General features: G+C 40.7%; 14 protein-coding genes and 1 tRNA gene. 12 read left to right on the forward strand and 3 right to left on the reverse strand.

Annotation, left to right across the window (positions count from 1 at the left end):
- Nucleotides 1–5 precede the first annotated feature (5 nt).
- From rnpM to ribF, 8 genes are read left to right on the forward strand one after another with little or no spacing between them, the layout of a single operon-like run.
- The gene (rnpM, locus tag VB083_RS03490; protein WP_213690125.1) at nt 6–281 is read left to right on the forward strand and encodes an RNase P modulator RnpM; all 276 of its coding nucleotides are present in this window, start codon (nt 6–8) and stop codon (nt 279–281) included.
- Nucleotides 278–610, forward strand: coding sequence for a L7Ae/L30e/S12e/Gadd45 family ribosomal protein (locus VB083_RS03495; protein ID WP_213690124.1), 333 nt, complete (start codon nt 278–280; stop codon nt 608–610). The genes rnpM and VB083_RS03495 overlap by 4 nt, the downstream gene beginning before the upstream one ends.
- Complete coding sequence (infB, locus tag VB083_RS03500) at nt 597–2,597, forward strand: translation initiation factor IF-2 (RefSeq protein ID WP_307880033.1); 2,001 nt, start codon at nt 597–599, stop codon at nt 2,595–2,597. The genes VB083_RS03495 and infB overlap by 14 nt, the downstream gene beginning before the upstream one ends.
- The gene (locus tag VB083_RS03505) at nt 2,597–2,944 is read left to right on the forward strand and encodes a DUF503 domain-containing protein (RefSeq protein WP_213690122.1); all 348 of its coding nucleotides are present in this window, start codon (nt 2,597–2,599) and stop codon (nt 2,942–2,944) included. The genes infB and VB083_RS03505 overlap by 1 nt, the downstream gene beginning before the upstream one ends.
- A complete protein-coding gene (rbfA, locus tag VB083_RS03510; RefSeq protein WP_213690121.1) occupies nt 2,913–3,293 on the forward strand; it encodes a 30S ribosome-binding factor RbfA in 381 nt (126 codons plus the stop codon). Before VB083_RS03505 ends, rbfA begins: the two co-directional genes overlap by 32 nt.
- Nucleotides 3,277–4,266: a bifunctional oligoribonuclease/PAP phosphatase NrnA gene (locus VB083_RS03515; RefSeq protein WP_323401740.1), complete on the forward strand. Its 990-nt coding sequence runs from the start codon at nt 3,277–3,279 to the stop codon at nt 4,264–4,266. Before rbfA ends, VB083_RS03515 begins: the two co-directional genes overlap by 17 nt.
- Nucleotides 4,263–5,180, forward strand: coding sequence for a tRNA pseudouridine(55) synthase TruB (gene truB, locus VB083_RS03520; RefSeq protein WP_323401741.1), 918 nt, complete (start codon nt 4,263–4,265; stop codon nt 5,178–5,180). Before VB083_RS03515 ends, truB begins: the two co-directional genes overlap by 4 nt.
- 18 nt (nt 5,181–5,198) lie before the next feature.
- Nucleotides 5,199–6,122, forward strand: a complete 924-nt coding sequence (gene ribF, locus VB083_RS03525; RefSeq protein ID WP_213690118.1) for a riboflavin biosynthesis protein RibF — start codon at nt 5,199–5,201, stop codon at nt 6,120–6,122.
- Here ribF and VB083_RS03530 read toward each other — a convergent pair.
- Genes VB083_RS03530 through VB083_RS03540 form a run of 3 tightly spaced genes read right to left on the reverse strand, consistent with a single transcriptional unit; the run spans nt 6,106 to nt 8,396 of the window.
- Entirely contained in the window at nt 6,106–7,395 is a 1,290-nt protein-coding gene (locus VB083_RS03530) for a Y-family DNA polymerase (RefSeq protein WP_213690117.1), read from the reverse strand. The genes ribF and VB083_RS03530 overlap by 17 nt on opposite strands.
- On the reverse strand, nt 7,373–7,663 hold the full coding sequence (locus tag VB083_RS03535; protein WP_213690116.1) for a hypothetical protein: 291 nt from the start codon (nt 7,661–7,663) through the stop codon (nt 7,373–7,375). Before VB083_RS03535 ends, VB083_RS03530 begins: the two co-directional genes overlap by 23 nt.
- Nucleotides 7,664–7,688: 25 nt before the next feature.
- A complete protein-coding gene (locus tag VB083_RS03540) occupies nt 7,689–8,396 on the reverse strand; it encodes a LexA family protein (RefSeq protein WP_213699363.1) in 708 nt (235 codons plus the stop codon).
- Between the two features lie 121 nt (nt 8,397–8,517).
- Here VB083_RS03540 and VB083_RS03545 point away from each other — a divergent pair.
- The 4 genes from VB083_RS03545 to ileS all read left to right on the forward strand — a co-directional run bounded on the left by VB083_RS03545 (nt 8,518) and on the right by ileS (nt 14,088).
- Nucleotides 8,518–8,593 (forward strand) — tRNA-Arg (locus VB083_RS03545).
- 195 nt (nt 8,594–8,788) lie between these two features.
- On the forward strand, nt 8,789–9,202 hold the full coding sequence (locus tag VB083_RS03550; RefSeq protein ID WP_213690114.1) for a DUF1850 domain-containing protein: 414 nt from the start codon (nt 8,789–8,791) through the stop codon (nt 9,200–9,202).
- Nucleotides 9,203–9,233: 31 nt separating this feature from the next.
- On the forward strand, nt 9,234–11,204 hold the full coding sequence (locus VB083_RS03555; protein ID WP_213690113.1) for a TRAP transporter permease: 1,971 nt from the start codon (nt 9,234–9,236) through the stop codon (nt 11,202–11,204).
- A gap of 103 nt (nt 11,205–11,307) precedes the next feature.
- A complete protein-coding gene (gene ileS / locus VB083_RS03560) occupies nt 11,308–14,088 on the forward strand; it encodes an isoleucine--tRNA ligase (RefSeq protein ID WP_213690112.1) in 2,781 nt (926 codons plus the stop codon).
- The last annotated feature ends 43 nt before the right edge of the window (nt 14,089–14,131 follow it).

Genomic DNA, 14,131 nt, shown 5'->3' on the forward strand with positions numbered 1-14,131 from the left:
CCTTAATGACTGAAGCGAAGCGCAAGAGACCGAGAACTTGTATTGGATGTCACTCTGAAAGTCCTAAGAGAACTCTTGTTCGTGTTGTCCGTTCTCCAGATGGTATAGTTACTATCGATCAAAGTGGGAAAAAACCTGGCCGAGGGGCCTACCTCTGTTTAAACAGAGAGTGTATAGAACTAGCTCGAAAAAAGAAGGCACTATCGAGAGCTTTACGGTGTGAAGTGGATGAAAAAATCTACGATGAACTGCTCTCGTTGATTTTGGAGCAAGAACTATGATAGAGGAGAAGATCTCTTCTTTTTTAGGCCTAGCTCGTCGGTCAGGGCAGCTTGTAATAGGAGCAGACGAGATTAACAAAAAACTAAAAGGAAATAAAGAGGGGCTACTCGTTCTTTTGGCGTCAGATGCTTCCGTTGCAGTAAGGCGAAGCGTCATAGCGAAAGCTAAGCGGGGGCAATGTGATTTGAGAGACATACCCCTCACTTGCGGAGAGGTATCAAGGGCCATAGGAACCACAAGTACGCAAGTTGTGGCTTTGCCACTACATAGCGGCCTTGGGGAGAAAATACAAGCCCTGCTAGCGGAAGGGGGAAATGTGCTTGAGTAAAATAAGAGTATATGAATTAGCCAAGATGTTAGGAATAAGTAATAAAGATTTGTTGACAATGCTAGAGGATCTTGGCATTGAAGCTAAAACACATATGAGCTCTATTGATAACGATGTTGCTCAACTTATTGAAGAAGCGATTCACGACAAAAAAACTCAACAACCACCTATAGCAGAGAAAGAGGAAACAAAGGTGAAGGAAAAACTGATCATAAGCGTTCGAGAGACCGCAACAGTAAAAGATGTAGCAACACAGATGGGTATTCCTGTAGCAGAAGCTGTCAAAGCTTTAGTAGATGAAGGTATTATGGCTCCCGCAGGGACTCAAGTTAACGAGTCTATTCTCGTTGTACTCGGCGAAGCTTACGATGTAGATTTTGAGTTTGAGGAAAGCACTTCAACATCGAAAGAAACAGCGGCTGAAGAAGGTCAGAGTGTTTCTCGTGGTAAGCCAATTTTCCATGGTGATCACATGGAGCTTCGCCCGCCTATCGTAACTGTTATGGGACATGTTGACCATGGGAAAACAACGTTACTCGACTATATACGTAAAACGAATATTACTGCACGTGAGGCAGGCGGTATTACTCAGCATATCGGTGCTTCCACTGTTATGTATGAAGATAAGAAAATAGTGTTTCTTGACACTCCTGGACACGAAGCTTTTACAGCAATGAGAGCTCGTGGGGCTCAGGCTACTGATATCGCGATCCTTGTAGTCGCTGCTGACGACGGTCTTATGCCACAAACCAGAGAGGCTATTAACCACGCTCAAGCAGCGGGTGTTCCTATTGTTGTCGCCGTAAATAAAATTGATAAACCCGCAGCACGCCCAGACCGCGTAAGACAGCAGTTGTCAGATGTTGGGCTGGTTCCGGAAGAGTGGGGCGGAGATACAATTATGGTCGATGTTTCGGCTAAGTCAGGAGAGGGTGTTCCCCAACTCTTAGAGATGGTTCTTCTTGTTGCAGAAATGGGCGAACTTAAAGCTGATCCTACAGTTACTCCTGAGGGCATTGTCATAGAAGCGAATCTTGATAAAGGTAAAGGACCTGTTGCAACAGTAATTGTGCAGCAAGGAACGCTTCGTAAAGGAGATATCATCCTTCTTGATACGACATGGGGAAAAATAAGAGCTATGCTTGATGCTCGTGGTCGGCAGCTAGCAAAAGCTGGTCCTAGCACCCCAGTAGAAGTCTTGGGCCTTACATCTGTTCCGCAACCTGGTGAGCATTTCATTCTTGTGGATAGTGAAAAAACAGCCCGAGATGAAATATCGAAACGCGAGCAGGAAAAACGTGATTCCGAAGGCACAGCCGCAAAACGTCTTACCCTTGAAGAACTCTATTCCCAAATGAAAGAGGGAGAAATTCCACAACTTAACTTGTTGGTAAAAAGTGACGTCCAGGGAACAAATGAAGCTCTGTGCGCTGCTTTAGAAAAAATGGGCACTAATGAGGTCGGAATTAATATTATTCATAGAGGCGTTGGACGAATTGCTGAGTCTGATATTATGCTCGCTACAGCTTCTAATGCAGTTGTCATCGGATTTAACGTGAGACCAGATAAGAATGCTCAAAAAATAGCTGAAACAGAGGGCGTGCAGATTCGTCTTTACGATGTAATTTATGATGTAATTGATGACATTAAAGCAGCTCTTGAAGGAATGCTCGCACCTACAATACGTGAAGAGGTAATAGGCCAAGCTGAGATAAGACAAGTTATCAAAGTCCCCAAAGCTGGTAAAATTGCGGGTTGTTACGTAACTGAAGGTACTATAAAACGAAATGCCAAAGTTAGGATTATCCGCGATGGAGTCGTTCTTTGGGCTGGAGCACTTGCTAATTTAAAGCGCTTTAAAGATGAAGCCAAAGAAGTAAATGCAGGCTATGAATGTGGAGTAAACTTCACTAATTATCAGGACTTTAGAGAAGGGGACATTATCGAAGCTTTTGAAATAGTGGAGGAAAAACGGCATCTTGAATAATGAAAAATAACGAGAAAATAGTACCTTATATCGGTTTTTTTCAAATTCAAATAGATATTCCTGCATGCCGAAGCGTAAAAGAACGCCGACAAGTAATTCGTTCGCTTATTGATAAAATTCGTCGACGCTGGAACGTATCTGCTCTTGATCTTGGCCCAGAAAATCGATGGGATCAAGCATATATAGCATTTTCACTTGTAGGAAATTCGTACGGAATGTGCAAAGACCGTATAGAGATAATAAAGAATTTTATTGAGCGAGAAGAAGATATGGCGGCGTTTACAATTATACATTTTTGGCAAGAGGTAGATGCATATGACGAGTTATCGAATGCAGAGAGTGAATAAGCAACTTCAACGAGAAATCAGTTTGCTTCTAGAGTATAAAATAAAAAACGATGTAGCTAAAGAAGCTATCATTACAGAGGTTTCGTGTACTAAAGACCTTGAAATGGCAACTGTTTTCTTTATCACCCTCGATAAACAACAGCGAAAAACGGTCCTCAAGGCGTTACAGAGTGTTGCTGGTCCTATACGTTCTCTCTTAGGGAAACGTTTACGTCTTCGACAGATACCAGAAATACGATTTGAAGTAGATCCTTCTGTAGATTATGGACGGCATATTGATGCGCTGTTAGACAGTATTAAAGAGGATTCATTGCCTGAGGATGAAGAAAGAGATGGAATCGAAGAATAACGTTACACTAGAAAAAGTTTTTTCTTTATTATGTGCTTCGCCATCATGGGTCATTCTTACCCATCAAAAGCCTGATGGAGATGCGGTAGGTTCAGCATCGTCTCTCGCTGCATATGGTATGGAAAATGGGAAAAAGATTCGTTGGGGAGGGGGTAATCCTCTCCCACCAACGTATTCTTTTTTGCCATTAAGTGAAACTTATGAGGTTTTTAACCGCGCAGAAGACCTTTTACCCCTTTCTAAAGATACTCTTATTATCTCTTTAGATACGAGTAACATTGAACGTTCTATTCCCGAACTTGAAAAAATTCATAATGACGCTCAAATTATAAATATAGACCATCATGGAGATAACACTCTTTATGGTGATTATAATTACATAGATGAAAATGCCTCTTCACTAGGAGAAATACTTTGGCATATGTTCCATCTTTGTAATGCATCGTACAGTTGCAATTCTGCAATTGGTCTTTATACAGCTATTGTCACGGATAGCGGGAAATTCTCTTTTTCTTCAACATCGCCTCGTACTCATGAAGCTGCTGCTGAATTAATCAAAAAAGGCGTTTTACCCGCAGAAATCAGCCATAAAATTTTCTACAATCAGCCTATTGAAAGCATGAAACTTTGGGGGAAAGCCTTTGAAAGAGTGGAACTTGCTGGTCACTCGAAAATTTCCGTTTCTTGGCTTACATTAGAAGATTTTTTACAACTCAATTCTTCTCCTGCCGATACAGAAGGCCTTGTTAATGAACTTCTTAGAGTTAAAGACGTAGAATTTGCAATTCTCCTCGTTGAGGAAGAAGATCAGATTCGAATTAGTTTACGTTCTCGTGGCGTTATTTCTGCCCGTGATATTGCCCATCGTTTCGAAGGCGGTGGTCATATGCAAGCAGCAGGATGTCGAATAGAGGTTCCTCTTTCTCAAGCAATTCAAATCATAATTAAAGCAGTTGAAGAGGCTATGCAATGATTAGTGGGCTTATCCTTATCAATAAACCTAGAGGGATACGTAGCACTCATTGCGTTTCCACCCTTCACAATATTTTGAAAAATAAGATAAAAGTGGGGCATGGAGGCACTCTTGACTCTACTGCAGACGGCCTTCTTGTACTTCTAGTGGGAAGCGCAACGAAACTATCTAATTACGTTATGATGTTACCTAAAGAATACTCTGTTACAATCCAACTTGGAACAATAACAGATACCTTAGATTATGGGGGAGAGGTGCTTGCAAGAAATTATTTCAAGCATATTTCCGAAAAGGATATAGATGTATTGTTACCAGCCTTTCTTGGAACAAGAATGCAAAAACCACCGGTAATTTCTGCTCTCAAACTTCAAGGGAAAAGAGCTTCTGATTTAAAACGTAGCGGCCTTGAGCCAGAAATGCTTCCTCGTCCTGTTACGATTACATCTATTTGTCGCATATCAAGCTTAAATACAGAAGGTCAGGTTTCCCTTTATATAAAATGCCACAAAGGAACCTATGTTCGGAGTATTGTAAGAGATATAGGGACGATGTTAGGATGTGGCGCGTCTGTCCTCAAACTTACCCGTGTAAAAACAGGTTTTATGTCGTTAGATCAAGCTCTTCCTTTTGATGAAATGATTAAAATCAATGAAAAAAATATTAGTGAAACGATATTACCAATACAAAATTTCATAAAGCATTTTACTCTTTACGATATTGCAGAACCTCTGGAAGTAGAACTTAAAAACGGAAAGATTATTCCACTTACAGAGTTACAGTGTATATCGAGAGGAATGGTTTTTGCCCAAGATGCAGTATGTGCAGCTGGCAAAAACTTGGTTTCTCTGGGAATATTAAGATATCGTAATAATAAGGCTTTTTTTAAGCCACAAACTAATCTCTTCTTAGAATAACATAAAGAGGTATATGTAATGATTCAGGTCTTAGGAGCTTTTGATGGTTTTCATAAAGGACATCAGTTACTTCTTAAAGAGGCTGAACGTCTCTCTAAAGAAATAAATGACGCGTGGGGAGTTGTTACTTTTTCCCCACATCCTCAATATATTTTTAATCCAGAGCGTCTGTTTCTTCTCTTTAGCGAAATAGAAAAAAGACATATAGCATCAGCACTTCAAATACCAAATATCCTTTGGGTACCTTTTGATGAATATTTAGCAACACTAAACCCTCAAGATTTCTTGGAGCGTCTGGAAAGTCTAACATCGGTATCGGGTATTGTAATCGGTGAAAATTTCCGTTTCGGTGCTGGTCGAAAAGGTGATATTGCTTTTTTACGCCAATATTGCCATGAAAAAAACATTCTGTTTTCTCCTGTTCCTACTTTGGAAATAGACGGTCTTGCCGTAAGTAGTACCGTTATACGAAGTGAAGTTCTTTCTGGACGAATGCAAATGGCCAAGTACCTGCTTGGATACCCATTTTTTATATATGAAACAGTTATAGAGGGACATCATCGAGGAAGAGAATTAGGCTTTCCTACAGCTAACCTAGCCGTTCCTACCCGTAAAATTATTCCCCCTAGCGGGGTCTATGCAGCTACAGTTGTTCTAGACAGTACTTTTTATCCAGGAGCACTCAATATAGGTTCAAATCCTACTTTTACTGATGTAAAAGGTCTCAGGATAGAAGTCCATATTCCAGGCTTTACAGGGGACCTCTACGGCAAAAAAATAATGGTGTTCATAGAAGAATATTTACGGGGAGAACAACGTTTTGCAAATCGTCAGGCATTATCAAAACAGCTTGCTCGTGATGCAGAACTTTCAACTGAATATTTTGAGAAAAACACAGTAAAAGACGAACCACTCTACAGACGTTTCAGTTGCCAGCTTTAAGAGATGGAATATCTTCCCAACGAGTAGTATATGAAGGGGACTTTCGATCGGACCGGGGAACCCAATTTTTCTCCGGTTCCGAATAAAAAATAGCAGGTGTAATAATGTTTTTCCTAAAATTCATATTAATTCTATCGATAACTTTCATTAAGGTTTGCTTTTTCTTCTGGCTTACTTTCGATAGATCTTCAAAAAGATACTCCTGTCTATAATTTTGCGATATTAATTTCGCTAGAATTACTCCAGCTTTTACATAACAAAGTCCGTCTTTGTAAATTTGAGCTAAGCCTGTAAGGGCAAGTTTTATAAGATCGGGCGTGTAATTTGTAGGATATGGGGCAGCAATCTCAATAGAATTAGAATAAAAAGAGGGGAGAAAACGATTGGTAGCAATAAAAATATTTATTTCACTTGCCAAAGCTCCTTCTTGCCGAAGGCGGATTCCTGCAGAAGAGACAAAGTAGGTTATGGCTGTTTCTAAATCATTATAATTTCGTACCTCCCTGCCAAAAGAGCGCGAAACTTGTATGCTTTTTTGCATTACTTCTGTTTCTTTTATCTTTATACAAGGAATCCCACGAAGTTCCCATACTGTCTTTAAACCGGAAACACCTGTAATTTTTAGGATGCGTTCATCATGTATATCCCGCATATCTTTTGCCGTTCTAATTCTGTTTTTTATTAATCGCTCTGCAAACTTTTTCCCTACTCCCCAAATATCATTTATAGAGACATTTGCCAAAAACATATCTTTTTCCGCAGAAGATAGAGATAAAAGGTTATACCATCCTTTCGTTTCCTCATGTCTTTTAGCATATTCAGCGGCGAGTTTAGCAAGAGTTTTCGATGTAGCTGCACCTATGGAAATAGGGATTCCGACCCATCGGTAGACTTGATCGCGTATATAAGCTAACGTTTTCGATAACTGAGAGCGACTCGACAAATCTAACGTTAAAAAGGCTTCATCTATAGAGTATTTCTCTAAAAAGGGTGTATTCTGACCCAAGATAGCCATCACCCTTTCAGAAATATCATGATAAAGTTCGAAATTACTTGAAAAAACTGTAATCCCATAATGACGACAAGCATTTTCTATTTGAAAGAAAGGAACTCCCATAGAAATACCCAGCGCTTTAGCTTCATTAGAACGGGAAACAACACATCCATCATTACTAGAAAGCACTATAACTGGTCTATTTTGTAGATCTGGTCTGTAAAGCCTTTCACATGAAACAAAAAAATTATTACAATCACAGAGAATTATTGGCTTCATATGTTCCTGCTTCATGACAAAACCACGTCACAACCCCCCAAATATCTTCTTCTTTTATATTCTTAAAAGAAATTCGTTTAAAACCCTGATTCTCATCATAGACAACAACTTGATCCCCCGAAGAAGGCCGAATAGAACGATCAACGATACATATTGTTGTGTCTTCTCTAAACAAAAAAGTAGCAGGAGGTGTGGGAATAAGAATATTTAATAGCTCTTCATGTATAGACGGTGGTTTCTTATCCGTTCGAGTAAATTGTATTCCCATGTTAGTATCCCTCCCTCCATGTTTATTAAATTCCTCTTTTAGGTATGACGCTTACTGACATAACCTTTCCACAAATTCTAAAAAAATCCATATTCCCGGCATCCATTTCTTCTGCAATCTCTTCTTTGGAAATAATAATTGGCGGATACTTGCCAGGATTAGAAGAACGCAATTCGATATGATCTTTATATTCGTAATACCATTTAACTGCCAAATCTCCACGACGTCCCCATTTAACTAGAATAGAATCACCGTTATAGACAGGCTCTTCAGGGTTAATGGTGATACGAGCTCCATCTGGGATTCCAGCCTCCTGCATGCTGTCTCCCTCAACTTTAACGGCATAGGGGCGTTGTTCTCCTATTCGTCCAAGATCATCTTTCGCAACAAATAGAGAAGTGGAGGATTCAGGAATAACGTCGTCCATATCTCCAAACCCCCACCCCGCACAAGCAACAAGGGAAGAATCCAATAGAGGAACCGCTACGACAGCTTCTTTTTCAAAATTCCAAAGTGAACCATCAGCGTTATCACATGTTTCTTCTCCCATCAGATAACCTACAGTTGTATCTAGTGTCTCGGCAAGTGCCGACAAATGAGAGGCGTCTGGCAAACGTCTTTCTTTTTCCCAACGAAGAATAGTATGAAAAGAAACGTGTATCATTTTAGCAAGTTCAATTTGAGTAAACCCTCTCTTTACTCTTAATTCAGCAAGTTTATCTCCGGAAAACATCTAATCACCCTCTTTATATTCTTTATATACTATCCAAATAGCTATAAAAAACAAGGGGGAATCTCAAAAAGATGTGTTGCACTAAAAAGTAGCACGTGATAACATAATCGCCGTCCTGAGCGGGCCTGTAGCTCAGTGGATAGAGCGACGGCCTCCTAAGCCGTAGGTCAGGCGTTCGAATCGCCTCAGGCTCGCCATTATAAACAAAATCAATTTTTAGAGTTGTCAAATAACGATGAAAGCGGGTATAATCCTCACGGGGTCACGTTAATAAAAGGCGCATCCGGGAGGGGGGGAAAGCGACGTTTGATTGGCGTGCTTTAAAAATTTTCACTCTTTTAATTTTTCTATCTATTTTCTATCTACTTTTCGTTCCTGTTCACTTCTTATCTTTGCGAACTCAAGATCAAAAAATTTGGTCAGCACCAGTTCCTTCTGGAACTAAAATAGTAACCGGATTCGTTCACTCCGTTGAAAAAACTCCTGTTGAGGATGTTTATATTGTGTCAGGTGGTCGTATTTGGCTTTGGGAGGAGCGTTTTCGATCTCATAACGCAGGGCTTCCAACCGAACCTCCTAAACATGGGCGATTTTTATTGCACAAAGATTGGATGATTGTCCAAGGAAGTTCTTATGAGTGGGAAACATTACGAGTTCGCATAGGCGATAGCCAAATAGGGAAAAACTGGTTTTCGTCTACTATGACTGGTAAACTTGACCTTTTCCAAACAATACCTAATAGCCTTCTCTACGTTGAAATGAAACAGGTTCCTCTATTTTTTAAAAAGATGCCTTTTACTTTTTAATTAAGTTCATCACGACTGGAGGTGGAGATATTTGGGTGAAGTAAACAACAAGCAAAACGTAAACACCGAAACAGCTCAGAATTCAGAAATTAACCTTGATGAACTCCGACGCCAGTTTGACACGGAAGCTCGCTATCGTGACCTTTTCGGTTGGCAGGGCCTCGTAATAACAGCTTTAGCCGTAGGTATGTCTCTTTTCCATTTTTACACATCCGGTTTCGGGCTCCTCTTAGCAATGAAACAACGTTCTTTACACTTAGCTTTTGTTCTTGTTCTCGTCTATCTTTTGTACCCAGCTCGTGAAACAAGCAAGAAAGATGGCATTCCATGGTATGATTTCATACTTGCAGCAATGGCAGCTTTCTCAACTCTTTATCTCTTCGTTGAATTTGAAGAAATGGTAAATAGAGCAGGGTTGCCAACAACCATGGATATTATTGTTGGTTTTATGGGTATTATTCTGCTATTAGAAGCAACGCGCAGAGTGTCGAGTCCCATTTTGCCATGTATAGCCATATTCTTTCTTTTCTACTGTTATTTTGGACGCTATTTCCCTCAAATGTTCCAACACAGAGGTTTCAACATCCAAAGAATTATTAACCATATGTATTTAGGTACAGAGGGTGTATTTGGCATTCCTCTTGGTGTTTCTGCTACCTTTGTGTTCATGTTTATTCTTTTTGGTTCCGTTCTGGAACAAACGGGAATGGGCCGTTTTATTATTGACTTGGCTATGGCCCTTGCTGGAGGCGCAACAGGGGGCCCAGCTAAAGTTGCTGTGTTGAGTTCCGGTTTTATGGGCTCAATATCAGGGTCATCAGTCGCCAATGTATGTACTACGGGGATGTTTACCATTCCTCTTATGAAAAGTGTAGGATATAAACCTCATTTTGCAGGTGCCGTTGAAGCAGTAGCATCAACAGGAGGACAAATTATGCCTCCTGTTATGGGCGCAGCCGCCTTTATAATGGCCCAGTTCATGGGAGTTCCTTATGTTCATGTTGCTTTGGCCGCTGTGGTACCAGCCCTGTTATATTACTTTGCAGTTATGGTACAGGTACACCTTGAGGCTACACGTCTGGGTTTAACTGGATTACCTAGAGAAAAACTTCCTAAGCTTTTCAAATTGTTAAAAGCAAAGGGACATCTTTTATTGCCTCTTATAGCTATCGTCTATTTCTTGCTGTCAGGCTACACGCCTTTAAAGGCAGCGTATTATGGAATCATAATCAGTATTGCTGTTTCTTTCTTAAATAAAGAGACACGCCTTACGCCGCAAAAGCTCAAACTTGCTCTTGAAAGCGGAGCAAAAGGAGCACTGGGCGTAGCATGTGCTTGCGCTACAGTGGGAATTATTGTAGGAACAGCAACGTTAACTGGTTTGGGATTGCGAATAGCAAGTGCAATTGTAGCCATAGCCGGAGGAAAACTTCTTCCCACGTTGTTGCTAACCATGATTGCGTGTATCTTGCTTGGTGCAGGGCTTCCTACAACGGCAAACTTCATTGTTACAAGTACAATGGCTGCTCCAGCTCTTTTCCAGTTAGGTGTTCCTCCAATGGCAGCGTACATGTTTGTTCTCTACTTTGGTATTGCTGCGGATCTTAGCCCCCCTGTCGCACTCGCAGCTTATGCAGGTGCTGGAATTGCAGGAGCTGAACCAATGCGTACAGGAGTTACAGCTGTAAAACTGGCCTTAGCGGGTTTTATAGTTCCTTATATTTATGTGTTCAATCCAATGCTTGTGCTTGTCAATTTCAGCCCATTACCGTTTACTATGGCCATAATAACCGCTATTTTGGGCGTATTTTTACTTGGAATGAGCACTATTGGATATTACAAGGCTCCTATGGCTTGGTGGAAACGCATTATAGCGTTGGGTGGAGCTCTTGGGTTACTAATCCCGGGGTGGCAAACTGACTTGATAGGATTGATAATCCTCATCGGAATCCATATTTTACAAAAAATGGAAGTCAAGAAAAAAACCGGGATGGTGTCGTAATATTTTACAAGTTTTCAAGTTGTGCTAAAATCAACAAGTTACGAATTTGCCGTCTCTGTTTTTTAGAGACGGCCTTTTCCTATTTGAAAGGAGGTAAATAACATTGGCTACAGATTATAAGGACACACTCAAGTTGCCCAAGACATCTTTCCCAATGAGAGCAAACCTGGCCAAACGAGAGCCTGAATATCTCAAGTTCTGGAAGGATATCGACGTTTATCACGAAATGTTAAAACAACAGGAAGGGAAAGAGTCCTTCATTCTACATGACGGACCTCCCTATGCAAATGGGAATATACATATAGGAACAGCATTCAACAAAATCCTCAAGGATTTTATTCCCAAATACAAAGTAATGAAAGGTTACTATGCTCCCTACGTTCCTGGGTGGGATACACACGGACTTCCTATAGAACTTCATGTTCTTAAAACCCATGGGATTACAAAAGACGCCATTGATCCTGTTGAACTCAGAGAAAAATGTACAAAATATGCGCACGAATTTCTTGATATTCAGAGAAATGATTTTATACGCCTTGGTGTAATAGGTGATTGGGAAAATCCATATATTACACTTAACCCAGAGTATGAAGCCGCTCAATTGAGCACTTTTGCAGATCTCGTTGAGAAAGGCCTCGTTTATAAAGGTCACAAACCTGTTTATTGGTGTATAGATTGCCAAACAGCTCTAGCTGCCGCAGAGATAGAGTATTGGGATGAAGTGTCTCCATCTGTCTTTATCGCTTACTCTATGCCTGAAATTGGCAACAAAATCGATGTGTTAAAAAATCGTGATGTTAATGTTATCGTTTGGACAACCACACCGTGGACACTCCCTGCAAGTATGGCAGTAGCCCTTGGGCCCGGCTATGACTATGTATTTGTTGAGAGTGGAGATAAGGTTTATCTTTTAGCGGAAGCTCTTCTCGATTCTGTTGCGAAAGAAACAGGTCTTCAGTTTGGTGAAATTCTTTATCGTTGCAAGGGAAGGGAACTAGAAAAAGAGAAAGCAATTCATCCTTTCTATTCCGATAGAGTTACTCCATTGCTTCTTGCTGATTACATCTTGCTCGATACTGGTACTGGTTGTGTTCATACGGCACCAGGTCATGGTGTTGAAGACTATGAGACTGGCGTTCGATATGGAATAGAAATTTACAACCCAGTCGATGGTAGCGGTCACTTCTTAGAAGAAACACCAATCGTTGGCGGTCTTTCCCTTGACGAAGGCGCCAAAAAAGTTCTTTCTATACTTACAGATAACGGTCGTCTTCTTGGTGAAGGTAAGATTATGCACTCTTATCCTCACTGCTGGAGATGTAAAAAACCTGTTATTTTCAGATCGACAGAGCAGTGGTTTATAGCTGTTTCCCAGTTTAGAAAAGAAGCCCTTGATATTATCGATAAAGGGGTACAGTGGATTCCAGATTGGGGAAAAGATCGCATTTATAACATGGTTCGTGACCGTTCTGATTGGTGTATCAGCCGTCAGAGAGTTTGGGGAGTTCCAATTCCCGCCTTCTATTGCGAGGATTGCGGTGAACTTATTTTAAAACCTGAGCTTATCAGAGCCGTACAGGAAAAAGTCAAGAAAGAGGGTTCAACTATTTGGTGGAAACTTACACCGGAAGAACTGCTTGGCGATTTAGCTGTATGTCCAGCCTGTGGAAGCCATCATCTGGTAAAAGATTCGAATATTATGGACGTTTGGTTCGACTCAGGTGTCAGCCATTTCTCAGTTCTCGAAACACGTCCAGAGTTGAGATGGCCTGCCGATTTATATCTTGAAGGTAGTGACCAGCACAGAGGATGGTTCCAAACCTCGTTGCTTACTTCTGTTGCCACTCGTCATCAAGCTCCTTATAAGAGTGTTCTCACTCACGGTTTCATTGTTGACGGAGAAGGCAAAAAGATGTCTAAATCTATTGGTAATGTTATAAGACCGCAAGAAGTCATCGATAAATATGGCGCCGATATCTTGAGATTGTGGGTTGCTTCTACAGACTATAGAAACGACATTCGTATTTCTGATGGCATTATCAAGAGCTTAACGGAATCTTATCGACGTATTCGAAACACTGCCAGATACTTATTGGGGAACCTTTCCGACTTCAATCCTCATAAAGATTCTGTAGCTTACGATGAACTTATGGAAATAGATAAGTGGATCTTGTCAAAGCTCAATGAGGTTATCGAACGTGCAACTCAGGGCTTTGAAGATTATGAATTCCATGTACCGACTTTTGTCATTCATCAGTTCTGTGTAACCGAGCTGAGCTCATTCTTCCTTGATGTAAGCAAAGATCGGCTTTACGCTGATGAAACCGATTCGATTTCCAGACGTGGCTGTCAGACTGTAATGTGGCAAATACTTGATACTCTAACTCGCTTACTGGCTCCTATTCTGAGCTTTACTGCTGAAGAAATTTGGCAGGAAATGAAAAATATGGATCCTGACTTGCCTAAGAGTGTATTTTTATCCTCTTGGCCAGAAGTAAATTCTTCTGAAATAAATGCTCAACTTGACGAAAAGTGGGATCGAGTTCTAACCATGCGAGGAGCTATTAGCCGAGCATTGGAATCTGCCAGAACAACTGGTGTCATCGGTCACTCACTGGAAGCTCGTGTTGAAGCTCAAATATCCAAAGAGTATGAGCATTCACAATTTACTGATGAAGAGTGGTCTATGTTCGCTATTGTTTCAGACTTTAAGTGGGTAGAAAAACCTTCTGATTTAGCCATAATGTGGCAAGATGAAGAAACTGGATTAACGATTGCTGTCGATAAAGCCAAAGGCGAAAAATGCCCACGATGCTGGAAATACTCAGAAGAAGTTGATGAAAGAGGATTATGTCCTCGCTGCGCACGAGTGTTAAAAGATTAGTTTCATACTAATAGAACAAAACAGAGGCGAGATCCTTTTCTCG

The organism is Aminobacterium sp., from assembly GCF_034926885.1.
Classification (GTDB): domain Bacteria; phylum Synergistota; class Synergistia; order Synergistales; family Aminobacteriaceae; genus Aminobacterium.

Coding starts and splice junctions, on each gene's coding strand:
- rnpM (WP_213690125.1), top strand. CDS start 6: ATGACTGAAGCGAAGCGCAAGAGACCGAGAACTTGTATTGGATGTCAC.
- VB083_RS03530 (WP_213690117.1), bottom strand. CDS start 7,395: ATGAAGCCAATAATTCTCTGTGATTGTAATAATTTTTTTGTTTCATGT.
- ribF (WP_213690118.1), top strand. CDS start 5,199: ATGATTCAGGTCTTAGGAGCTTTTGATGGTTTTCATAAAGGACATCAG.
- VB083_RS03495 (WP_213690124.1), top strand. CDS start 278: ATGATAGAGGAGAAGATCTCTTCTTTTTTAGGCCTAGCTCGTCGGTCA.
- VB083_RS03505 (WP_213690122.1), top strand. CDS start 2,597: ATGAAAAATAACGAGAAAATAGTACCTTATATCGGTTTTTTTCAAATT.
- infB (WP_307880033.1), top strand. CDS start 597: ATGTGCTTGAGTAAAATAAGAGTATATGAATTAGCCAAGATGTTAGGA.
- VB083_RS03535 (WP_213690116.1), bottom strand. CDS start 7,663: ATGGGAATACAATTTACTCGAACGGATAAGAAACCACCGTCTATACAT.
- VB083_RS03540 (WP_213699363.1), bottom strand. CDS start 8,396: ATGTTTTCCGGAGATAAACTTGCTGAATTAAGAGTAAAGAGAGGGTTT.
- truB (WP_323401741.1), top strand. CDS start 4,263: ATGATTAGTGGGCTTATCCTTATCAATAAACCTAGAGGGATACGTAGC.
- rbfA (WP_213690121.1), top strand. CDS start 2,913: ATGACGAGTTATCGAATGCAGAGAGTGAATAAGCAACTTCAACGAGAA.
- VB083_RS03515 (WP_323401740.1), top strand. CDS start 3,277: ATGGAATCGAAGAATAACGTTACACTAGAAAAAGTTTTTTCTTTATTA.